The sequence below is a fragment of the Candidatus Kirkpatrickella diaphorinae genome (assembly GCF_025736875.1).
Lineage (GTDB): Bacteria > Pseudomonadota > Alphaproteobacteria > Acetobacterales > Acetobacteraceae > Sorlinia > Sorlinia diaphorinae.
Genome location: NZ_CP107052.1, coordinates 588,042 through 609,395, shown reverse-complemented (window position 1 = coordinate 609,395; position 21,354 = coordinate 588,042). Strand labels below are relative to the sequence as shown.

The window sequence follows — 21,354 nt, the reverse complement described above, 5'->3', positions numbered from 1 at the left end:
CTCTTTCGGTGCCTGGCGCGGCATAATCTTGACCCGGGGTGACCGAGAATGACTCTTCCACTTATGCCAAAAGCCACTGCGGTGTGGCTTATCGACAAAACGGCGCTCACATTTTCACAGATCGCGGCTTTTTGCGGAATGCACCCTTTAGAGGTGCAGGCTATAGCGGATGGTGAAGTTGCTTCCGGCATTAATGGATATGACCCCGTCAAAAACAACCAGTTGACCTCTGAGGAAATTGCCCGCTGTGAGCGTGACTCAAATGCGACTCTGAAGCTCTCCTCCGCTGCCAATCCGATTCCGCGTCGCGCCAAGGGCGCCCGTTACACCCCGATTGCCCGTCGAAATGACCGTCCGGACGCGATTGCGTTTCTCCTTCGGCAATTTCCGCAATTATCAGAGGCGCAGATCATCAAGCTTCTGGGCACCACGAAAGATACGATCGCCAAAGTGCGGGATCGTCAGCATTGGAATAGCGCCAACATCAAGCCGCGTGACCCCGTCATTATCGGTTTATGCAGCCAGACCGACCTGAACGCCGCTGTGCATGTTGCCGATCAACGCCTTGAGAAGGAAGGCGGCGCGCAAGATATGCGTTTCGCGGCCCCACCGGCGGATGACGTCAATGACGTGCCGGAAAACGCGCCGGCGACGGATGACACTGCGTCACATGAGGATGATGTCGCCTGAGGCAGGCCGCTGACGATTGCAGCGATGCTGTGCGTTGAGCCTATGTGGCGCAGCGGGATCTCGGCGTTTCGCTGTCACATCATGGCGCTACATGGTTGATCGCGCCTGGGCATGGGCACTTCAGAGGTGAGGACGGTGCAATAAACCTGCCTGCCCGCCCCTCCCTCCGAACCGAAGCCGGTTTGACGTGTCAGATGAGAGACGACCGAATACAGGACAGGAAAGCGTGAATCGAAATCGAGACCGATCCGCCTATGTTGGCATCATTATGGGAAGTCAGAGTGACTGGGAGACGATGCAGCACGCTTCCCAGACGCTGGACGCGTTGTTGATCGCGCACCAGACGAAAATCGTCTCAGCACACCGCACACCGGACCGCCTGCGACAATATGCTGTTTCAGCGCGGGATGCGGGTCTCAAAGTCATTATCGCCGGTGCGGGCGGTGCCGCGCATCTGCCCGGGATGGTGTCAGCCTGGACGACCCTCCCCGTCCTTGGTGTGCCGGTCGAGAGCCGCGCGCTGAAAGGCATGGACTCCCTCCTTTCCATCGTGCAGATGCCTGGCGGCGTGCCGGTGGCAACCTTCGCCATTGGCCGCGCGGGGGCCATCAATGCCGCCCTGACAGCGGCGTCGATCCTGTCTCTGGACGATGACGCGGTGCGCATCCGTCTTGAAAAATGGCGCCAGGCTCAGACGGATAACGTCAAAGACGCACCTGAGGGCTAGGCCATGCCGCATATTTTGAAGCCTGGGGGGCGAATCGGCATTATTGGCGGCGGGCAGCTTGGCCGCATGTCCGCCATGGCGGCGGCGGAAATGGGCTTTCACTGCCATATCTTCTCGCCACGGGACGATGAGCCCGCACTTGACGTAGCCCCATCCGCGACGATCGGCGCTTATGACGATGAATCCGCCCTGCGGCGTTTCGCGGAAAATGTCGATGTCGTCACCTTCGAATTTGAAAATATTCCCGCTGAAAGCATCGCATTGCTTGAATCGCTCAAGCCCGTGCATCCTTCACGCAAAATATTGGAAATCAGTCAGGACCGCATTGTTGAGAAGTCCCGGCTTAACGCTTTCGGCCTGAAGACAGCACCCTGGGTCGCCGTGACAGACCCTGATGCGCTTGCCTCGATCGAGGCGGCACTCGGCTTTCCGTTTATCCTGAAACAGACGCGTTTCGGCTATGATGGGAAGGGGCAGTGGCGGGTCAACAGCCCTCAGGATCTTGAAGCTATCCAGGACACGCTGCCCTACCCGCTTATCGCCGAGGGCCTCGTTGATTTTGATCGGGAACTCAGCGTCATCGTCGCGCGGGATCTCTATGGTGACGCGTTCTGCTTCGACGTGACGGAAAATCGCCATCAACATGGCATCCTTGATATCAGCCTCGCCCCGGCCCGCATCAGCCCTGAGCTGGCTGCTTCAGCGCAGGACATTGCGTGCCGCATTGCCCATGGATTGGAGCTTGTGGGCATCCTCGCCGTCGAGTTGTTCCTGGACGCGAAGGGGGAATTGCGCGTGAATGAGATCGCGCCGCGACCCCATAATTCCGGTCATTGGACGCAGGATGCCTGTTTGATCAGTCAGTTTGAGGCGCATATTCGCATGGTGGCGGGGCTGCGCGCCCAACCCCTCACCCGTCATAGCGATGCTGTCATGAAAAATCTGGTCGGCCCCGGCACATATGTCGCGGCCTCTAAAGCGTTGGAAACACCCGGCACGCGCCTGCATCTTTACGGCAAGGCGGAGGCACGGCCCGGGCGCAAAATGGGTCACATCAATGCGCTTTTCCCTAAAGGGGCGCTACCCGGGGATCTTGGGCTTGCCGCCGCGCTTGGGCCGATCCTCAATGACGGGCTCGAGTAAGCCGAGTTCTTTAAGACTGGCGTAACGCCCTTTACCAATCACCAGATGGTCAAGAATATCAACGCCGATCAGGCGCGTTGCATACATGATCTGATGTGTCATGTGGATGTCGCTGCCTGATGGAGTCGGGTCTCCACTCGGGTGATTATGGACGAGAATGAGGTTGGCGGCTCTTAACTCCATCGCGCGACGCGCAACTTCCCGAGGGTAGACAGGTGTATGATTGACCGTGCCCTGCGCCTGCGCTTCATCCGCCAGAAAACCGCCATCATCAGACAGGAAAATAACACGAAACTGCTCAACGGCCTCCCGCGCTAACCGACTGGTCAGATAATCCAGAAGAAATTGCTTATCGGCGAGAACGTTCTTTTTATTGATGCGCTCTCGATTAATGCGGATGGCCGCTTCCTGAACGAGGCGCACGGCGATGATGGCGCCGACTGGAAAATTCGGGACGGATGTGAGCGCTTCATTGGGCGCGCAAAGTAAACCGGAGAAGGAGCCGAAGCGCGCCTTGAGATTGACGGACACCGCAGCCGCGACATCTTCCGGAATTTGCAACACCCGCAGGAAATGTCGAATCTGGTCATAGTCATCTTTGACCGGCAGGCTTTCCGCCGCTTCAATTTCACTCAGGGCGACCCGCGACCACCCGGAGCCGATGACGTCAAAGAGATCATTCGACCCGGTTGGCCTCTTCCTCGTTCTATTTTTTCGATTTATTCTTGGCAGAGTAGCCTCTCGTTGGGACAAACACTGATGAGGATCGGGGAGGAACGGGATAAGTCTACAGCGTCAAACAGTTAACGAATGATGAAAGTCGCGCTTCAAACTTAGCGAAAGGTGATCCTAATCAAAACTCTTTTTTTACCGCACCGCGCAATTGCTTTCAGACGATAATTCCTTGTTGCCGGAAACTGAACAATTCGAATTGTTTATCAATCAAAATATAGTCATGCAGCGTAATTGCGAGGTGTTCTGTCTCTTTCTGTAGTTTGACTGCAACACTCCGAAGTCGACGCGCCTCGCCCTGCACGTTGAATTGCACAGAGTGCAAACATATAAGCGCCGTTGCATGCAGAGATAAGGCCCGGCGGAACATATCCTGCGTGTCGCGACCTACATTAAAAGCCTCATCGGCCAGAAGCCGGTTCTTGTTATTGAGGAATAGCACGCGAGAGCTATCCTCCGGCATGATCTCCATTGTGTCATGCAGATAATCAACGAGTTCCTCCCATGCGCCAACGACGATCTCGGCCTGTGGCTCAGACACGGCCAGCAATGATGCCGCTGCCTGCGGGAGGCGCATGATTTTAATCGCCTTGTCGTTGAGACCAATCTCGCGCAGGCGAGTCACGGGTGCATTTACAACGCCGCCAATGGAACCAAACGTGGCCATCAACTCCTTGGCGCGCGGCTTTGTGTCCTGCCTGGGGACAGAAAGAAACAGCAGCATTTCGATTATTTCGTAATCCGCCAGAGATTCGACGCCATTGCGCAAAACGCGCTCCCGCATACGGGCACGATGGCCGAGCACGCTGTTCTTTTGACTGGAAGACCGCCTGCTCATTCTTTAAAAGGATATAGTGTCATAAAATTCTGCAACGTCGTGCGGTAAATGTGAATCATTCTGTACCATCCCCTGAAGCACATGGATACCTGAAACGCTTAAACCTTGAGCAGCGCGCCGCTGTCGAGTCAATCGACGGGCCATTATTGATCCTCGCTGGCGCGGGGACAGGTAAAACCCGCGTTTTGACGACACGCTTCGCGCATCTTCTTCTGACGGGCAAAGCACGCCCGCATCAAATTCTCGCCGTGACTTTCACGAATAAAGCAGCGCGGGAAATGAAAGACCGCATTGAGACGCTCGTCGGGCATACAGTCGATGGGTTGTGGTTGGGCACGTTCCACGCGATCTGCGTGCGGATGCTGCGTCGACATGCCGCTCTGGTTGGTCTCAGCAATCAATTTACCATTCTCGATACGGATGACCAGATCCGCCTCATCAAACAGGTGATGGAGCCGACCGGAATCGATGTGAAACGCTGGTCGCCCAACGCCATGCTCGGCGTCATCCAGCGTTGGAAGGACCGCGCCCTTACCCCGACAAGTATCACGCCGGCTGAGGATACTGACTTCGCGCAGGGCAAGGCGCGCGATATTTACCTCGCCTATCAGGAGAGGTTGCGCAGTCTCGACGCCTGTGATTTTGGCGACCTTATCCTGCACGTTTATGAAATCCTGCGCCTGCATCCTGAGGTTCTCAAATCTTATCATCATTTATTCAGATATATCATGGTCGACGAATATCAGGATACGAACACAACCCAATATCTTTGGCTACGTCTTTTGTCACAACGCCAGGATGAAGACGCCAATATCGCCTGTGTGGGTGATGATGATCAGTCCATATATTCCTGGCGCGGCGCTGAAATTGAGAACATCCTTCGATTTGAGCGTGATTTCCCGAAGGCGAAGATCATCCGGCTTGAACAGAATTACCGTTCAACGCAGGAAATCCTGTCCGCCGCTTCCGGGCTGATCGCACATAATCATGACCGACTGGGTAAAACACTCCGCCCCGGGACGGATGACCGCAGGGGGGAGAAAGTCACCATTCTGGCAGCGCCGGATTCGGATGGTGAGGCGCATCTCATTACCGCACGGATTGAAGCGCTGCATCGTGAGGGCCATGATTACGCGCAAATGGCGATATTGGTGCGCGCCTCCTTCCAGACGCGCGCATTTGAAGATCGTATGCTGGCCAAAAACATCCCTTACCGCATCATCGGCGGCATAAGATTTTATGAACGCGCTGAAATCCGGGACGCGCTGGCTTATGCTCGTCTTCTGGCGCGCCCGGGTGATGATCTCGCGTTTGAACGCATCGCCAACACGCCCCGCCGCGGGATTGGCGCCACCGCGATGCAGAAAATTCATGCCGCCGCGCGTGCACAGCATGTTCCGCTTATGGCGGCCGCCTTGGCTGAAGATGGTCCTAAATTATTAACCCGCAAGGGGCAGGAAGCTCTGGCGGCTTTATCCGACATATTCGCGCAGGGGCGTGAAAAGCTGGGTGGGGAAGGCCATGTCGTCGCGCTGGAAGCTGTGCTGGAAGAGGCCGGTTATCTCCAGATGTGGCGTGACGATAAATCAATCGAAGCGCCTGGCAAGCTTGATAACATCAAGGAACTTTTCCGCGCCATGGCGGAATTCCCGTCACTGGAAGCGTTTCTGGAGCATATTGCCCTTGTGATGGATGCGGATGCCGTACAGGGGGATGACAAGGTCAATGTCATGACGCTCCATGGCGCAAAAGGGCTGGAATTTGATACGGTCTTCCTGCCGGGATGGGAGGAGGGTATTTTCCCCTCGCAACGCAGCCTTGAAGAAGGTGGAGAACGCAGCCTTGAGGAGGAACGGCGCCTGGCCTATGTCGGGCTGACCCGTGCCAGGGTGCGAGCCATCATCTGCCACGCCGCGCGGCGGCGCATTTACGCCAATTGGCAGGACAGCATTCCGAGCCGGTTTGTCGGGGAAATACCGGAAGAATGGCGGAATGATATCAACCCCTATAATGGTTTTCGCGTGCCGGAGACGCCCTTCCCGCGCCCTGCCAGCCATTGGCCAATTCTGGCGCGACGTGATAGGGGCAAAACATCAATGTCGCCCCCGATGGAAGAATTTGAGGCGGGTCATCGCGTTTTCCATCAGAAATATGGATATGGTACAATTATGGTCGTCAATGGAGAGACTTTATCCGTCGCCTTCGAGAAAGCGGGCGACAAGGCCGTTCATGCCAGTTACGTCGATTTGATCTCATCATGATCCGCCCGCGCCACGCGACACAACTTGAAACCCTCTCCGTCACGGTTGCGGAAAGCGCTGTCCCTTTATTTGAGAGCGCGCTTGCCACAGTCTGCACAACTGTCGGCATTTTCGAGGCGGATGACGACCATCGGAACTGGCGGGTTGAAGGGGTGCGTGATCAGGGCCATCGTGAGGATGAGCTGCAAAGCGCCCTGACGGTGGCACGCCTCCTCTCCGGCCATGACGCGCCGCTTCATCAGCAGGCAACCCACAGTGATGGCTGGCTGGCCCGTATTTATGAAGCCTTTCCGCCGCAGGAGATCGGCCAGCGTTTCATGATTTGTGGCACGCATCTCGATGCGCAGCGCGCGCCGGGACGGCACGTTATCACGCTCGATGCAGGGATCGCCTTCGGCTCGGGGGAGCATGGCTCAACCCGAGGTTGCCTGCGCGGTTTTGAGAAAGTCGCTTATCGCCGCCCGCGCCGCATTCTGGATATGGGTTGTGGCTCCGGCATTCTGGCGATGGCCGCGGTGAAGCATCTCCATCGCCCGGCCCTGGCTGTGGATATTGACCCATGGTCTGCGCGTGTCACCCGAAGCAATGCGCGGCTCAATGGCCTCAAAAATATGATTCACGCGGTGCAGGGCCAAGGCTGGGCCACGTCCGCCGTGCGACGCAGCCGGAATTTTGACCTGATATTTGCTAATATCCTTGCACGCCCCCTCTGCCTCATGGCCCGGGACCTTGCCGCCAAACTCAAACGCGGTGGGACGACCATATTGGCCGGACTGCTTGCGTCACAAGCCAATATGGTCCTGGCGGCCTATCGTCGTCAGGGCCTTGTGCTGGAGCGCCGCATTTATGAAGGGGAATGGTGCACTCTTATTTTGAGGAAACCCGCATGACCACTCGTGATTGTCAGCTTCGCCTCGCGCGGGAAGAAGACCTCCCGGAAATTCTTGAGATCGTCAATCACAATATCGCGCATTCCGACGCACTTTGGAACAACACGCCGCAAACCCTCAAACAACGTGCGGCCTGGCTGAAACAGCAGCAGGAAAACGACATGCCCGTTTTTGTGGTGATATGTGAGGGCACGTTTTTCGGCTATGGCAGTTATGGCCCTTTCCGCCCCTATGAAGGTTATGCGCAGACGGTCGAGCACTCCATCTACGTTAAACCGGGGATGAGCCGCCTCGGGATCGGCCAGATGCTTCTCACCGCCTTGATCACCCATGCGACGGAAGCCGGGCGCCACGTGATGATCGGCGCCATTACCGACACGAATACGGCGTCCATCCAGTTGCATGAGAAATTCGGCTTTACCGCCATGCCCGCGATCCCGGAAGTGGGGCGCAAATTTGACCGATGGCTTAACCTCGTCTTTATGTATCGGATACTCGATTCCTGAAGCAGGGGTTAAAGGTGACATTATCCGCAAGCCGCGATTCCATCCGCCATATTCGTGCACAACTCTCCGCGGAGGGTCTGGACGGGATGATCCTGCCGAGGGGCGATGAATTTCTTGGTGAATATGTCGCACCTTATGCTGAGCGCCTTGCCTGGCTAACCGGATTTACCGGCAGTGCCGGGCTGGCGATTTTGCTGCAGGAGGAAGGGGCCGTCTTTTCAGATGGTCGCTATACCGAGCAGCTTCGCACCCAGCTTGATCCGTCCATCTGGTCCGCGCAAAGCCTTGTGGCGGGTGGTCCGCAAAAATGGGTGGCAGCGCGCCGGAAGCCCCTAAAACTTGGTTATGACCCGCGCCTGACCTCTGAGACCATTTTCGAAAATTTCGATACCTTATCGTCCGTTACGCTGGTCCCCCTCGCGCAAAACCCGATTGATGCTGCCTGGGTGATACAACCGGAAAAGCCCGATGGCCGGGTCCAGCTTCTGGACCTGCAATTTTCCGGACAGGACTCGCTTCAGAAGCGCACGCATATCGGGCAGATACTGGCAGAGCGTGGCCACGACGCCGCCCTCATAACCGATCCGACCTGCCTCGCCTGGCTGCTGAATATGCGCGGTAATGACGTGCCTTACACGCCGGTCGTGCTGGGCTTCGGACTGATCACGCCGGATGGCGCGGTGACGGCCTTTATCGATAAGGCCCGCCTGCCTGAAAACGCCGCCGCCCATTTCGGGCCTGGCGTGACTTTCGCCGCACCTGAAACCCTGCCCGCGTCGCTGGAAAATCTCCGAGGCAAGACAGTGCGACTGGACCCGGAGAGCGCGTCCGTGTGGTTTCGGCAGCATCTCGATGCGATCGGTGCGAAGCCGGTGCATGATGCTGATCCCTGCCACCTTTTGAAGGCGCACAAAAACGACGTCGAGCTTGATGGCGCCCGTCGCATTCAGAAAATCGACTCAGCCGCTTTATGTAAATTCCTGCATTTCGTCACCGAGTCAGGCGTAGGATGCCGGGAGGCAGCACTCGCCGATCACCTCTTTCGGTTTCGTTCTGAAGCGCCGGAATTCCGGGAGGAGAGCTTCCCCGCGATCTCCGCCGCCGGGCCGAATGCCGCCCTGCCTCATTACCGCGCGATCGAAGGCCAGGATCGTGAACTGACGGCGAACCAGATTTACCTCATTGATAGTGGCGGGCAGTATGAGGCCGGCACAACGGATGTCACGCGCACAATCTGGATCGGGCCGGACGCGCCGGATGACGCCCTATGTGATGCTTTCACACGCGTGCTGAAAGGGCATATTGCCATCGCCCGGGCGGTCTTCCCCGTCGGCACGCCGGGTTACCGGCTCGACCCCCTCGCCCGTTACGCTTTATGGCAGGCGGGGCTCGATTATGATCACGGCACGGGCCATGGCGTCGGGAGTTACCTTTCCGTGCATGAGGGACCGCAAAATATCGGCGCGGCCCCGCGTCCCACCCCACTTATGCCGGGCATGATCGTCTCGAATGAACCCGGATATTACGAGCCGGGACATTACGGCATACGCTCTGAAAATCTGCTGATCGTTAAAAACGCCCCCCGGACAGGCCCGCGGGAATTTCTGGCGTTCGAAACGCTGAATTACGCACCTTTTGACCGGAAAATGATCCGCCCCGCCCTTCTCTCTGCGGAGGAGATCGATTGGATCAACGTCTATCACGCCAAAACGCGGGAGGAAATTTCCCCGCTTCTGGAGGGAGATGCACGGGCGTGGCTCATGGAGGCATGTGCACCCCTGAACTGTTGATTGAGGCTTTCTATGACAGGCAAAATATATCGGGCGACCCTCATTGAAGGTGATGGGATCGGCCCGGAAATCACGGACTCAACCGTGAAAATTCTTGAGAAACTGGGTGCGCCCTTCGTTTGGGAGAGATGTGCGGGCGGGCTCGGCGCGGTTGAAACCAGCGGCGTCCCTTTGCCGGAGGCAACGCTGGAAAGCATCTCCCGCACCGGCCTGGCCCTCAAGGGGCCGCTGACGACCCCGGTTGGCAAAGGGTTCAAATCCGTCAATGTCACCTTGCGCCAGCGCTTCGGGCTTTACGCCAATCTGCGCCCGACGCGGACGATTATCCCCGGCGGGCGGTTCGATCATATCGACCTCGTCGTGGTGCGGGAAAATATCGAGGGGCTTTACGCTGCAAATGAATATTACCTGCCGTTGGGGGATGACCCACGCGCCATCGCCTGTGGCGGTGGCTTCAATTCCCGCGAAGAATGTGCGCGGATCATCCGATTTGCGTGTGACTACGCCGTCGCGAATGGCCGCAAAAAAGTCACGCTTGTCCATAAAGCCAATATTCTAAAAATCTTCAGCGGGCTTTTCCTGGAGACAGGCCGCGATATTGCGCAGGAATATGCCGGGAAGATCACCATTGATGAGCGCATCGTCGATGCATGCGCCATGCAGCTCGTCACCGATCCCTGGCAGTTTGATGTTATCGTCACGACGAATCTTTTCGGTGATATTCTCTCTGACCTCACAGCCGGGCTTGTCGGGGGGCTGGGCATGGCGCCGGGGGCGAATATTGGTGAGAAAGCCGCCATCTTTGAGGCCGTCCATGGTTCGGCGCCGGATATTGCCGGTAAAAACGTCGCAAACCCTTTGGCCCTGCTGATGGCGGGCGGGTTGATGCTGGCCCGTGTGGGGCGGCATGATCTGAAGCAGCGTCTTGATGACGCCATCACCCGCGTCGTCACCACAGGCGGTGTTCGCACGCGTGACCTTGGCGGGACTGCGAGCACAAGCGAGATCACCACAGCCCTGCTCGACGCGTTGTAAACCCCCTGCCCTGACGCGGGCTGAGACACGCGTGGATTTTATCTGTCGCGTGTCGCGTCAAGCCAGCCTTGCAGCATGTAGGACGCGGCCATTTTATCCACGACCGCCGCCCTTTTTTTGCGGGTCATGTCGGCTTCCTCAATCAGAAAGCGGTTAACCGCGGAGGATGAAAGACGCTCATCCCAGCAGCAAGCAGGGAGGTCGAGACGTGTGGAGAGTTCTCGCAGCCAGTCTTCAGCCGCCTGCGCCGCCGGTCCCTTTTCCCCGTTCATGCTGAGGGGCAGGCCGCAAACCAGCGCGCCCACGCCCTCCGCGGCGATGATGGCGGAAATCTCAGCCACCATCTGCCCCAGTTTCTGCCGCTTGATGACGCGGTAGGGTGAGGCCAGCATCAGACTGACGTCACTCAAGGCGAGACCGACGGAAACGCTTCCCGGATCAATGCCCAACACACGTTGATGTCGTCCGAGCGCGGCGCGCAGCTTGTATGGATTGAACAGGGACATGATTCAGCGTTATAACCCGACCAAAATTAACACTCTTCCCTACCCGCCCCTCAGCAGGAAAGTCGAGAATTTATGTCGCTGGACACAGAATCCGTCATGCGGATCGCCAAATTGGCCCGCATCGGCCTGACGCCTCAGGAATGCGCTGAAGTCGGGTCGGAACTTGATCATATTCTCGGATGGGTCGAGCAGCTTAAAAATGTCGATGTCACCAACGTGCCCCCCATGACCGGCGCAGGTGTCGCAACTTTGCGCACGCGTCAGGATAAAGTCGCGCTGGAAAATGACGGGGAAGATGTTTTAGGCAATGCGCCCCTGCGGCGCGGCCCGTTTTACGCTGTGCCGAAGGTGGTTGAATAATGTCCCGCATGACCCTTACCGCCACACGTGACGCCCTCCGCGCCAAAAAGATTTCAGCGCTGGAAGTGACGGATCATTTCCTCGCCGCCGCGGAACGGCTGAACCCTGAGATCAACGCCTATATCACGCTTGACCCGGAAGGCGCGCGGGCCCAGGCGAAAGCTTCCGACGCGCGTCTCGCAAAGGGCGAAGCCCTGCCGCTTGACGGTTTACCTTTGGCCGTCAAGGATCTCTTCTGCACAAAAGGGGTCAGGACCACGGCAGCAAGTGCGATCCTGAAAGATTTCGTGCCACCTTATGAAAGTACGGTCACGAAAAATCTTCTGCAGGACGGCGCTGTTTTTCTGGGTAAGGCCAATCTGGACGAATTCGCGATGGGGTCAACGAACATGACCTCCCATTTCGGCCCCGTGACCAACCCCTGGAAACGCGCTTCCTCCGAGCAACGCCTCGTGCCGGGTGGGTCATCCGGTGGGTCAGCGGCAGCGGTGGCGGCGGGGATGGCACTGGGCGCAACGGGCACGGATACAGGCGGCTCCATCCGGCAGCCCGCTGCTTTCTGCGGCATTACCGGCGTCAAACCAAGTTACGGTCGATGCTCACGCTTCGGGACGATCGCCTTCGCGAGTTCGCTTGATCAGGCGGGCCCCATGGCGGCCAATCTCGCGGATTGTGCGTTGCTGCTGCAATCCATGGCCGGTTTCGACGCGCATGACAGCACCTCCGCGCAGCGCGACGTGCCTGTTTACGCAGACGCATTAAATCGCGGCGTGAAAGGGCTGCGCGTCGGCATCCCCAAAGAATATCGCCCCGACACATTGCCCGCGGAAATCCAGGCGCTTTGGGACCAGGGCATCGCCTGGCTGCGTGACGCGGGGGCGCACATCGTCGATGTCTCCCTGCCCCACACGCAACATGGCCTGCCCGTTTATTATATCGTCGCCCTTGCCGAGGCATCTTCCAACCTCGCGCGCTATGACGGGGTGCGTTTCGGGACGCGAGTCGCCGCGGACACATTGGACGGGCTTTATGAAGCGTCGCGGCGCGCAGGTTTCGGGGAGGAAGTCCGCCGCCGCATTCTGATGGGCACGCATGTGCTTTCATCCGGCTATTACGACGCTTATTACCTGCACGCGCAGAAAGTGCGCACGTTGATCCAGCGCGATTTTGATGCTGTTTTCGCGAATGTCGATGTGCTTCTGACGCCAACAGCACCCAGCGCCGCCTTCGCGCAGGATGAAAAGCCGCGTGACCCGGTGCAGGTTTACCTGAATGACATCTTCACCGTGCCCGCCAGCCTGGCCGGCCTGCCCGCCCTGTCCCTCCCGACAGGTCTCAATAAGGAAGGTCTGCCGCTTGGCCTGCAATTGATCGGCCGCGCCTTTGAGGAAGAAACCATGTTTGCAGCCGGCCGGGTGCTGGAAGACGCCGCTTCATTCACGCATCGTCCTGCTCATTTCGCGGAGGGGCTGTCATGAGCACTTACACCATTGAGGGTGCGACCGGCGCATGGGAAGTCGTGATCGGGCTGGAAGTCCACGCCCAGATCGTCAGTCAAAGCAAGCTTTTCTCCGGCGCGCCGACAGCGTTCGGGGCTGAGGCCAACACGCAGGTCAGTCTGGTTGACGCCGCCTTCCCCGGCATGTTGCCGGTTTTGAATGAGGAATGCGTTGCGCAGGCCGTCCGGACGGGCCTCGGACTGAATGCGCAGATCAATCTTTTCAGCCGGTTTGATCGCAAAAATTATTTCTATGCCGATCTGCCGCAAGGATATCAGATCAGCCAGTTTGAACACCCCATTGTCGGGAAAGGCGAGATTGAGATTGAGCTTGCCGATGGGCAGATGCGCAAAATCGGTGTGACACGCCTGCATGTTGAGCAGGATGCAGGCAAGTCGATCCATGATCAGGATCCTGAACTCACCCTGATCGACCTCAACCGCGCCGGTGTCGGGCTGATGGAAATCGTCAGCGAGCCCGATATGCGCTCCCCGGAGGAGGCCGGGGCCTATCTGCGCAAGCTTCGGCAGATCCTGCGTTATCTCGGCACGTGCGACGGCAATATGGAGGAAGGCTCCATGCGCGCCGACGTGAATGTCTCCGTGCGCAAGGATGGGGAAGAATATCGCACACGCTGTGAGGTCAAAAACGTCAATTCGATCCGCTTTGTCATGCAGGCGATTCAGGCTGAAGCGCAACGTCAGGTGGAAGTCTGGGAGTCGGGTGGCGAAGTGCAGCAGGAAACGCGGCTTTTTGACCATGTGCGCGGTGAAACGCGCTCCATGCGCAGCAAGGAAAATGCGCATGATTACCGTTATTTTCCGGACCCGGACCTTTTACCGCTGGTTCTCGACGCAGAATGGGTCGAATCGCTGCGTGATCACCTGCCGGAACTCCCCGAGCCGAAACGCGCACGGTTAGAGGCGCAATATGGCGTCAGCCGTTACGAATCCGGTATTTTAACCACGGAGCAGGCCGTGGCGGATTTTTACGAAGTTCTCGCAAAAGAATCGGAGCCGCGTCTGGCGGCGAATTGGATGTTGGGGGATTTCTTCGCGGGGCTCAATAAACTGAGCGTCGGAATAGACCGCTCCCCGATCTCGGCGCAACGCCTTGCCGGTCTGCTCAAGCTGATTCAGGATTCGACGATCAACGGCAAGATCGCGAAGGAAGTTCTTGAGGAGATGTTTACGTCGGAGGCTTTTGCAAGTGACATCGTCGAGAAACGCGGGCTGAAGCAGGTTACGGATACGGGGGCGATTGAAGCGGCGATCACGGCGGTGCTGGATGCAAATCCGGACATGCTGGCCCAATATCGCAGCGGAAAAGACAAGCTTTTCGGGTTTTTTGTCGGGCAGGTCATGAAGGCGATGAAGGGAAAAGCCAACCCCGCCCTTGTCAATGACCTGCTGAAAAAAATACTCGCGGGATAATCGCGTTTCAGCATCAAAGGGGGTTTGACGTCCTTGCCAATTCCCCCTAGAAGCACAGTTGCAAACGTCGTGTAAACAACGTCCCTCACGGCGGAGGGGTGGCCGAGTGGCTGAAGGCGGCGGTTTGCTAAACCGTTGTACGGTGTCAAGCCGTACCGTGGGTTCGAATCCCATCCCCTCCGCCAGCAACCGTAATCACGGCCTCTCATCCCCTCTCACGATCCTTGATTTCTCCCTGTTTTCCGCCATAAACTCTTCTCATGGCCTCTCACCCCATATCATCCAAGCGCACGAAATTGGGGGTTTTTTTGGGGGCAACGAAAAAAGGGTGGGGGCATCGCAACGTCGTCGCGATCTGCGCCCTTTCAAGCCCTATTCCTTCACCCCCGTCAAATATCGGGCCACTGACTGATTTGGATGGGCGCCGATGAGCTGCCAATCCCCTTCCCCGAGCTTCAGACGCGGGAAATCTGGCTGACAGGTGTTTTCCGCTATACCGGCACCTGGCCAATCGCGATTTCAATGGTCGCGCGCCATCAGGTGGATCTGACATCCATGGTCACGGCGCGTTATGACCTGGCGCATGTCCAGGATGCACTTGAGGCCACGCGCGACCCGCATTCAATCAAGCCGATGGTGACGTTATGAAATCGCTTATTTCAGCCAAAGCCAGCCTGCAAATCGTCAGGGATGAGACGTCGCGTCTCATGCGGAATATCGCGCCCACCCAGCTTGAGGCCGTCGCCGAGCTTTGCCTCGCTATTTCCAAAGGCGGGAAGACAGGAATGAGGTGGTTTTTTTCCGGTCAGGGGCGGTCCGGCCTGGTCGCGCAAATGATGGCCATGCGCTTCATGCATCTTGGTCTCAATACGCATTTTGTCGGTGAGGCTTCCGCACCCTCCATCCAGCCGGAAGACGTGATCGTGCTCATTTCCGGCTCCGGCGGCACGCATTTGACACTTCATTTCGGAAAAATCGCGCACGATGTCGGTGCGAAGATTATCTCCATCACGCGCGCGGGGGAAAGTGCCTTACAGAAACTGTCCGACATCACACTCGAAATCCCGGCATCTGACTTACGGCAATTTGCAGGAAGCCTTTTTGAGCAAGGCGCTTTACTGGCCTGCGATGCGCTTTTTGTCAGGCTCGTGAAGGAATTTGGGGTGTCCGAAGCTGAAATGGCGCGCCGCCACACAAACTTCCAGTAAAGGCTTTGCGCGGCGGGGTGGGTTTTCTCAAACGTGCCGCGCTTCAGGCCAACAGACAGCCATAAGGTAACAATCCATCGGTTGGGACGCGGCGGAAGCACGGGCGCAAAAAAGATTTTGACCATATATGTGAGCTCAAAAAGTGGAAGGGTCCGCATCTACAAAACAGAGCTGACCCTTCCACCTCAGATCCCATCCGCCGTGCGAGACTTCAATGCGGCGGAAGGTTTCTTTGGACAGCTACTGACGGATCAACTGATATGGATGGCAGAGGCATCAAGATGCTCAACCCCGAGGAACGTCACCTGCATATTGTTATCCAATTGCAGGATCGTATTCCCCCCCGAAACGGTCGCCGTGGCCAGCAGATTTTGAACCGCCAGTGCTGAATCGATAGGGTTGTAGAAATACTGGAAAAAATAATCGCCTCTCGAGGCATCGAAATCCGTGATGGTGATATTGCCGCCACTATGACCCGCCAGGACGCCGAAGGAATTTGCACCTTCTCCGCCTGTCACCGTGACAGTCGAATCACCCGAAGCGCCTGAAAAAGCGGTGCCGAAGACCATATGGTCGTCACCCGCACCGCCCGTAAAGAAGGATTCCCCCGCCCCTGACCAGAAATCGATATTGCCGGTCGAGTTTGATGCATCGATCGTTTGATCGCCGGTCGAGCCCGGTTGATTCAGGGTGATGATGGAATAGCCCGTCATTGTTACGACGGCATCAAGGCCCGCACCGCCCCAAATCGTGCTGTTCTCGCCGCCGGAAAGCGTTGAGTTTCCCGTTCCGTTCAGAAAGGTCAAGGCCCCGGCCACACTGACGACGTGATCCTGCCCCTGAAAGACGGAGAGATTTCCCGCGGCGGAAATCGTGTCACCGACAGCTCCGGTGATCGTCCCTGAGCCCCCTGCATTATCAAACGTCACAGTCGACCCGGCACCACCTGAGATGGAGCTGTCCGCCTGCACTTTGATGACACTGCCAACCGTCGCCGCATCAACAACATTGGCGTTCTGTCCGAGATCATACTGCCCGCCGCCGCCATTGATCGTCACAAAATCCGTGCCGTAAGTCGTCCCTTCCGTGACGATGTAATCCGATGTGCCGGCGCCGGTGAGGTAGTCAACGTTGAAACCCTGGCCGTAAACAGTGTCATTGCCCTGTGAGACGAGATAATTATTGCCCTGACCGAGACCGATCAGGTTTCTCGCGCCTGTCACCGTCACGTAATTTTCACCACTTGAGGTGTTGATGACGTTGCCGCCGACATTCAAGGCCGTGCTGACGAGTTGGTTAAGGCCATCCTGATTGGAGGGGCCAGCAGGTGAGTTAGGAACGCCGCCCGCATTGACGGCAATCGTCCAGTCCCCCGTCGCGTTACCGAAATCCGCAAAGCAGGAACCTTCCAAAACGGAAACCGAGCCGCCGATCGCCCCGGAGATCAGGTAATTTCCCGGAGAGGTTGATGCATCAAGAATGGAGAGCTGGCGTGATTCCGTCGCATTGATGGAAAAACTCGAAGACGCCGTCGCATTGCCCTCATGGATAAGGAGATTTGTGATCCCGTCCGCCAGATTATCGAGAGTCGTCCCATATGATTGGACAATCCAGTCCCCCATGACGACCGAATATCTGTTGGACGCTGAAACGTCGGGGGGGACGGCGACGAAAGTACCGTCCGCGACGGCTGCCGCGATCGCGTCCTGATATTGCTGCGCCAAAGCGCTTGTCGCCTCTTCAGGCGCGTCGAACTGGTAATTCTGTCCGGTAATACCCGGGACGGTGATCGTTGCCATCTTTCTTCCATTCCTTTTGGATGAATCCTTCTCGTTCAGCTCTGAGGAAGTCGAGAAGACCTGTTTATTTCCACGCAATGAGGTAGCCGGACCTACGAACCGACAATATCTCGCGCAAAAGACAGATTAACCGGGCTTGATAAATTTTTATTTAAATAGTTCAATTTTATTTTATTGTTGAGAAAGCCCTCTCCGCTGTGGAAGTTTTTCTCGCCGCAGCTGATATCCACCCCTCGCTTGACGCGGTCACGATGGAGATTGTGGCATGGGAGCGCCACGCCGCGTCAGGAAGCACTGACGAAGGGGAAAAATGGGTTCTTCTGCCCGACAACATCCCGTCCGCGCCGTCATGAAAAGGGCATTGAGGGAATCAAGGTCGGGGCCGTTAAGAGATGATATCTCGCGAAACCCACGTCACTATTTGCGATGGCATTTGGCCTGGCGCAGGCCGTGAAGCTTCACGATTTTCCTGGAGAAAAGCGCGTCTTGCAGCTTCGTGGCCGCTTTTATTGGCGGCGACCGCCGACGCTCCTGGAAGCATAACGGCAGAGCGGGGTGCGCGTCGATCAACTCAAAATCGGGGCGTTTATGACGGACCAAATGGTGGGCGCAACAGGGATTGAACCTGTGACCCCTACCATGTCAAGGTAGTGCTCTACCGCTGAGCTATGCGCCCATCTGGTCCGTGGGCGTGCTTCTAACCTTCATCAGCGCAACTGACAAGACTGGATTTCAAAAAAAATGCCGCACGCCGCTCTTCAGTCACTATCCCTTGCCCTTCGGCCCGGTGGGTTTGGCCAGTTTTGAATGGGGGCGTGGCGGCGGACGGTCAATCGGGGGTGAAATCTCATCTTCACCCATCGCGGTGACCTCCCGCCCCATATGCGCCGTCACCATCCCCAGACGATGGCGCGGCAGAGCCTCCGGGTAATCTTCCCGAATGCGTTTGATCATCTTCTCACGGATATCGCAGCGGAGGTCCCAGCTTTTAAGCGCGCTTCGGGCGCTGGCGATGATTCGGATCTTGATCGTCACGGCATCACAATCCGCAACCTGGAAGTCGAGCACCTTCCCGTCCCAGAGCGGGCATGTCTTTGCGATCTCCTGCAATTCTTCCCGGAGCGCATCGATCGGGGCTTCATAATCTAGATAAAGATAGACAATGCCGATGATGGCGGCTGAGTTATGAGTCCAGTTCTCAAACCGGTTTTCAAGAAAATAGGAGATCGGCACGATGTGACGCCGCCAGTCCCAGACGCGCAGCACCACGTAAGTCGCTGTAATCTCCTCCACCCACGCCCAGTCGCCATTAATGATGATCAGATCTTCCATCCGGATCGGCTGGGTGATGGCGATTTGCACACCAGCCAGAAGATTCGTCAGCAGGCCACGTGCCGACAGGCCGACAATCAATGATGCCGCACCAGCCGACGCGAAAAGAGACACGCCGTAATTGCGGACGGAATCAAACGTCATCAATGCGACACCCACGGTGATGATACCGACGAGGATTTCAAGAAGGCGTTGCAGGACCTTGATTTGCGTCTGGTGCGAGCGGACGATGATATCATCATGATGCTCACTGAGCGAAATGCGACTGAGATAAGCCTCCGTCATGATTCGGAACGCTTTGATCGCACTGTAACCCACCATCAATATGGCAATGAAAACGAAGGATTTTTGCAGGATCTGCGTCGTCCGCCAGGAAAGTCCGGAAGCCGCGGGCAAGGCTGAAATCACCACAACCAGCACGATGATCAGCCGCACGGACCGACGCGTCGACAGCACGATTTTGCGCGCCACTGTGCTGCCCTCCCGACTGAGCAGGCGGAGCAGAAAGCGCGTCATCCAGTGGCTGGCGTAAAACGCGATCAAAGCCAGCGTGACGAGCATGACGACCGTCACGACAGACGCGGGCAACCACCCGAAATACGCACGAAACTGGAGGAGGCAGGCGATAAAGTAGGTTTTGAAACTCATGTCGGCATCAACCCATTCAGGACGACCGCGGTCAGCGAAAGCAATAGATGGTCACGAGACAAGCTTTCGATGAAACGGGTCAACGACCGGTCGGCTTCCTTTTTTCGTCAGCCGGGCACCATTGCAGTTTTTTGATATCACGCACAAAATCATTGCGCACGTGGTTGACACGATATCGCCGGGGCTTTAATTGCAACCCACCAGTCGCGATGGCGGCGTAGCTCAGCGGTAGAGCAGGGGAATCATAATCCCTTGGTCGGCGGTTCAAATCCGTCCGCCGCTACCATCCCGACTGGGTCAGCCTCGATAGCCGCATCTGACCCTGCGCGACCTCCCCCGCATGAAACAACATGCCTCACCCGGGACGGGGCGCGACCTCGGCAGAGGTCGCGATTAATCTTTCCTTATTCCGCGTTATCTTCAGCGGCATGGGCGGTTTCGCCTTCCGACTCACCCTCCGCCTCTTCATTCCCGCGGCGCTCATCCCCTGACTCGGCCTGTTGCGCCTTCATGCGCTTCTGGTGGCGCTCCTGACGTTCCGCCTGGGATTGCTGAGCCGCCTGCGTCATGGCATTGATGATACGGAAATAATGTTCAGCATGCTGGAAATAGGCTTCCGCAAGGATACGGTCACCCGCACCGGTCGCGTCCCGACCCAGCTGAAGATATTTCTCAAAAAGCTGTTGCGCCGTGCCGCGGACACGCATTTCAGGCCCGTTACTGTCAAACACGTGGTTGCGATTAAGCGGCGTCTGATTATTACCCTGACGCGCGCTCATCCCACCGTTGGAGCGATGATGACGGCCTCTGATACGTTTGATGTTCATGGATTTAAATGGGACTTTCCTGCTGGCAAGGCTGAGCCCTGCCTGGTTCATGATCGGCAAAGCAGTGTGGAAAATGTCCTGCTTTGCTTTCCAAAGTCGAAGGTCGGGCGAGGAAACAGCGCGTAGGTTTGACAATGTCATAACCGGTAACCGCGATACCGTCTCCAGCAGAGCGAAATGCGCATTAAAAGCGCAATCGAACAAAGCCTCGCAGGCGAGTTTAGCAGCTCCCCTCACCTCTGCCAAGTTTTAAAACGCGCCCAAACCGAGAATCATGGCGCGCGCAATGCCGTTAAGGTCATTATAACATGCGCGCATTTCCAACCCGTTTTCCGCCGCCAGATGCCGCACGTCGTGGTCCTGCCCCTTGCCCAGTTCCAGCACGGCAATCCCGTCACGGCGCATTAAACGTGGAAGGTCAGACAGAATGGCGGCATAGGCGTCCAAGCCCGACGCCCCGCCATCAAGGGCAGAAGCCGGTTCGTAATAACGCACTTCCGGCATCAGCTCTGCCAGCTCCTCGGTTCTGATATAAGGCGGGTTGCTCAGGATAATGTCGAAGCGCCCCGTCAAAGCGTCACCCCAATGGCTGGTGACAAATCGGGCGCGGCGCTCAAGCTGGTTCAGTTTCGCGTTTTCCCGCGCGAGCTGTGTCGCTTCGGGCACGATATCGACGCCAATGCCCCGCGCATTCGGGTAATGGCTGAGCGCCGCCAGAAGGAGGCAGCCCGTCCCTGTGCCGAGATCCAGAATGCGGTAAGGTCTATCCCGCTGCGGCTTGTGGTGACGCAGCGCTTCGATCAGCGTCTCGCTATCGGCCCGCGGGATCAATGTATAGTCGTTTGTCAGGAAATCCTGCGTCCAGAAGCCGCGCGAGCCCGTGATGTAGGCATAGGGCTCCCGACGCGCGCGGCGGGCAATGACGGCTTCAAAACGCGCCTGCGCCTCTTCATCAAGGCGAAGGAGGGTCACGATTGCGGTGAGGTCAATTCCCGCCGCCCAGCATAGCAGACGTCTCGCCTCCGCCCGCGCGTCCTCAACGCCTGCCTGCGTCAATCGAAGGGTCGCCCTTGCCAGAATGTCACGCACGCGCATTTTATTTAACACTTTCCCGTAAATCGCATTTTATA

The 21,354-nt window shown here is 57.3% G+C and carries 21 protein-coding genes and 3 tRNA genes; 16 read left to right on the top strand and 8 right to left on the bottom strand.

Annotation, left to right across the window (positions count from 1 at the left end):
• The first annotated feature begins 48 nt into the window (after positions 1 to 48).
• From N5W20_RS02760 to N5W20_RS02750, 3 genes are all read left to right on the top strand, one after another.
• Positions 49 to 690 carry a DUF1013 domain-containing protein gene (locus N5W20_RS02760; RefSeq protein WP_319807396.1) on the top strand — a complete coding sequence of 214 codons (642 nt, stop codon included), beginning with the start codon at positions 49 to 51 and terminating at the stop codon, positions 688 to 690.
• 268 nt (positions 691 to 958) lie between these two features.
• Positions 959 to 1,417 (top strand): 5-(carboxyamino)imidazole ribonucleotide mutase, encoded by a 459-nt coding sequence (purE, locus tag N5W20_RS02755; protein ID WP_319807811.1) that lies wholly within the window; start codon positions 959 to 961, stop codon positions 1,415 to 1,417.
• Positions 1,418 to 1,420: 3 nt separating this feature from the next.
• Positions 1,421 to 2,560, top strand: coding sequence for a 5-(carboxyamino)imidazole ribonucleotide synthase (locus N5W20_RS02750; protein ID WP_319807395.1), 1,140 nt, complete (start codon positions 1,421 to 1,423; stop codon positions 2,558 to 2,560).
• On the opposite strand, the gene N5W20_RS02745 is transcribed toward N5W20_RS02750, so the two are convergent.
• Both N5W20_RS02745 and N5W20_RS02740 read right to left on the bottom strand, forming a co-directional pair.
• The gene (locus N5W20_RS02745) at positions 2,498 to 3,313 is read right to left on the bottom strand and encodes a JAB domain-containing protein (protein WP_319807394.1); all 816 of its coding nucleotides are present in this window, start codon (positions 3,311 to 3,313) and stop codon (positions 2,498 to 2,500) included. The genes N5W20_RS02750 and N5W20_RS02745 overlap by 63 nt on opposite strands.
• A 136-nt stretch (positions 3,314 to 3,449) precedes the next feature.
• Positions 3,450 to 4,097, bottom strand: coding sequence for a JAB domain-containing protein (locus N5W20_RS02740; protein ID WP_319807393.1), 648 nt, complete (start codon positions 4,095 to 4,097; stop codon positions 3,450 to 3,452).
• Positions 4,098 to 4,180: 83 nt separating this feature from the next.
• Here N5W20_RS02740 and N5W20_RS02735 point away from each other — a divergent pair, with 83 nt between their 5' ends.
• Genes N5W20_RS02735 through N5W20_RS02715 form a run of 5 tightly spaced genes read left to right on the top strand, consistent with a single transcriptional unit; the run spans position 4,181 to position 10,612 of the window.
• Complete coding sequence (locus N5W20_RS02735; protein WP_319807392.1) at positions 4,181 to 6,391, top strand: ATP-dependent helicase; 2,211 nt, start codon at positions 4,181 to 4,183, stop codon at positions 6,389 to 6,391.
• Entirely contained in the window at positions 6,388 to 7,281 is an 894-nt protein-coding gene (locus N5W20_RS02730) for a 50S ribosomal protein L11 methyltransferase (protein ID WP_319807391.1), read from the top strand. Before N5W20_RS02735 ends, N5W20_RS02730 begins: the two co-directional genes overlap by 4 nt.
• Positions 7,278 to 7,787, top strand: coding sequence for a GNAT family N-acetyltransferase (locus N5W20_RS02725; protein ID WP_319807390.1), 510 nt, complete (start codon positions 7,278 to 7,280; stop codon positions 7,785 to 7,787). The genes N5W20_RS02730 and N5W20_RS02725 overlap by 4 nt, the downstream gene beginning before the upstream one ends.
• A 14-nt stretch (positions 7,788 to 7,801) precedes the next feature.
• Positions 7,802 to 9,577 carry an aminopeptidase P family protein gene (locus N5W20_RS02720; protein WP_319807389.1) on the top strand — a complete coding sequence of 592 codons (1,776 nt, stop codon included), beginning with the start codon at positions 7,802 to 7,804 and terminating at the stop codon, positions 9,575 to 9,577.
• A gap of 12 nt (positions 9,578 to 9,589) precedes the next feature.
• Complete coding sequence (locus N5W20_RS02715) at positions 9,590 to 10,612, top strand: isocitrate/isopropylmalate dehydrogenase family protein (protein WP_319807388.1); 1,023 nt, start codon at positions 9,590 to 9,592, stop codon at positions 10,610 to 10,612.
• Between the two features lie 38 nt (positions 10,613 to 10,650).
• On the opposite strand, the gene ruvX is transcribed toward N5W20_RS02715, so the two are convergent.
• Positions 10,651 to 11,118: a Holliday junction resolvase RuvX gene (gene ruvX, locus N5W20_RS02710; RefSeq protein ID WP_319807387.1), complete on the bottom strand. Its 468-nt coding sequence runs from the start codon at positions 11,116 to 11,118 to the stop codon at positions 10,651 to 10,653.
• 72 nt (positions 11,119 to 11,190) lie between these two features.
• Between ruvX and gatC the strand changes: the two genes are divergently transcribed.
• The 6 genes from gatC to N5W20_RS02680 all read left to right on the top strand — a co-directional run bounded on the left by gatC (position 11,191) and on the right by N5W20_RS02680 (position 15,618).
• Positions 11,191 to 11,478, top strand: coding sequence for an Asp-tRNA(Asn)/Glu-tRNA(Gln) amidotransferase subunit GatC (gatC, locus tag N5W20_RS02705; RefSeq protein WP_319807386.1), 288 nt, complete (start codon positions 11,191 to 11,193; stop codon positions 11,476 to 11,478).
• On the top strand, positions 11,478 to 12,956 hold the full coding sequence (gatA, locus tag N5W20_RS02700) for an Asp-tRNA(Asn)/Glu-tRNA(Gln) amidotransferase subunit GatA (protein ID WP_319807385.1): 1,479 nt from the start codon (positions 11,478 to 11,480) through the stop codon (positions 12,954 to 12,956). Before gatC ends, gatA begins: the two co-directional genes overlap by 1 nt.
• The gene (gene gatB / locus N5W20_RS02695; protein WP_319807384.1) at positions 12,953 to 14,410 is read left to right on the top strand and encodes an Asp-tRNA(Asn)/Glu-tRNA(Gln) amidotransferase subunit GatB; all 1,458 of its coding nucleotides are present in this window, start codon (positions 12,953 to 12,955) and stop codon (positions 14,408 to 14,410) included. The genes gatA and gatB overlap by 4 nt, the downstream gene beginning before the upstream one ends.
• 92 nt (positions 14,411 to 14,502) lie before the next feature.
• Positions 14,503 to 14,595: transfer RNA gene (locus N5W20_RS02690), tRNA-Ser, on the top strand.
• Between the two features lie 232 nt (positions 14,596 to 14,827).
• Positions 14,828 to 15,058: an MDR/zinc-dependent alcohol dehydrogenase-like family protein gene (locus tag N5W20_RS02685; protein ID WP_319807383.1), complete on the top strand. Its 231-nt coding sequence runs from the start codon at positions 14,828 to 14,830 to the stop codon at positions 15,056 to 15,058.
• Complete coding sequence (locus N5W20_RS02680) at positions 15,055 to 15,618, top strand: SIS domain-containing protein (RefSeq protein WP_319807382.1); 564 nt, start codon at positions 15,055 to 15,057, stop codon at positions 15,616 to 15,618. Before N5W20_RS02685 ends, N5W20_RS02680 begins: the two co-directional genes overlap by 4 nt.
• 251 nt (positions 15,619 to 15,869) lie before the next feature.
• Here the strand turns inward: N5W20_RS02680 and N5W20_RS02675 are convergent, their stop codons facing one another.
• On the bottom strand, positions 15,870 to 17,417 hold the full coding sequence (locus tag N5W20_RS02675) for a hypothetical protein (RefSeq protein ID WP_319807381.1): 1,548 nt from the start codon (positions 17,415 to 17,417) through the stop codon (positions 15,870 to 15,872).
• A 197-nt stretch (positions 17,418 to 17,614) separates the two neighbouring features.
• On the opposite strand from N5W20_RS02675, the gene N5W20_RS02670 reads away from it, so the two are divergent.
• Positions 17,615 to 17,770, top strand: a complete 156-nt coding sequence (locus N5W20_RS02670) for a hypothetical protein (RefSeq protein ID WP_319807380.1) — start codon at positions 17,615 to 17,617, stop codon at positions 17,768 to 17,770.
• Between the two features lie 248 nt (positions 17,771 to 18,018).
• Here N5W20_RS02670 and N5W20_RS02665 read toward each other — a convergent pair.
• Together N5W20_RS02665 and N5W20_RS02660 are read right to left on the bottom strand one after the other, a co-directional pair.
• Positions 18,019 to 18,093, bottom strand: a tRNA-Val gene (locus tag N5W20_RS02665).
• Between the two features lie 89 nt (positions 18,094 to 18,182).
• Complete coding sequence (locus N5W20_RS02660) at positions 18,183 to 19,397, bottom strand: mechanosensitive ion channel family protein (RefSeq protein WP_319807379.1); 1,215 nt, start codon at positions 19,395 to 19,397, stop codon at positions 18,183 to 18,185.
• A 211-nt stretch (positions 19,398 to 19,608) separates the two neighbouring features.
• Between N5W20_RS02660 and N5W20_RS02655 the strand changes: the two genes are divergently transcribed.
• Positions 19,609 to 19,683, top strand: a tRNA-Met gene (locus N5W20_RS02655).
• A gap of 118 nt (positions 19,684 to 19,801) precedes the next feature.
• Here N5W20_RS02655 and N5W20_RS02650 read toward each other — a convergent pair.
• The gene (locus N5W20_RS02650; protein WP_319807378.1) at positions 19,802 to 20,224 is read right to left on the bottom strand and encodes a DUF4167 domain-containing protein; all 423 of its coding nucleotides are present in this window, start codon (positions 20,222 to 20,224) and stop codon (positions 19,802 to 19,804) included.
• 249 nt (positions 20,225 to 20,473) lie between these two features.
• Positions 20,474 to 21,319 carry a peptide chain release factor N(5)-glutamine methyltransferase gene (prmC, locus tag N5W20_RS02645; RefSeq protein WP_319807377.1) on the bottom strand — a complete coding sequence of 282 codons (846 nt, stop codon included), beginning with the start codon at positions 21,317 to 21,319 and terminating at the stop codon, positions 20,474 to 20,476.
• Between the last annotated feature and the right edge of the window lie 35 nt (positions 21,320 to 21,354).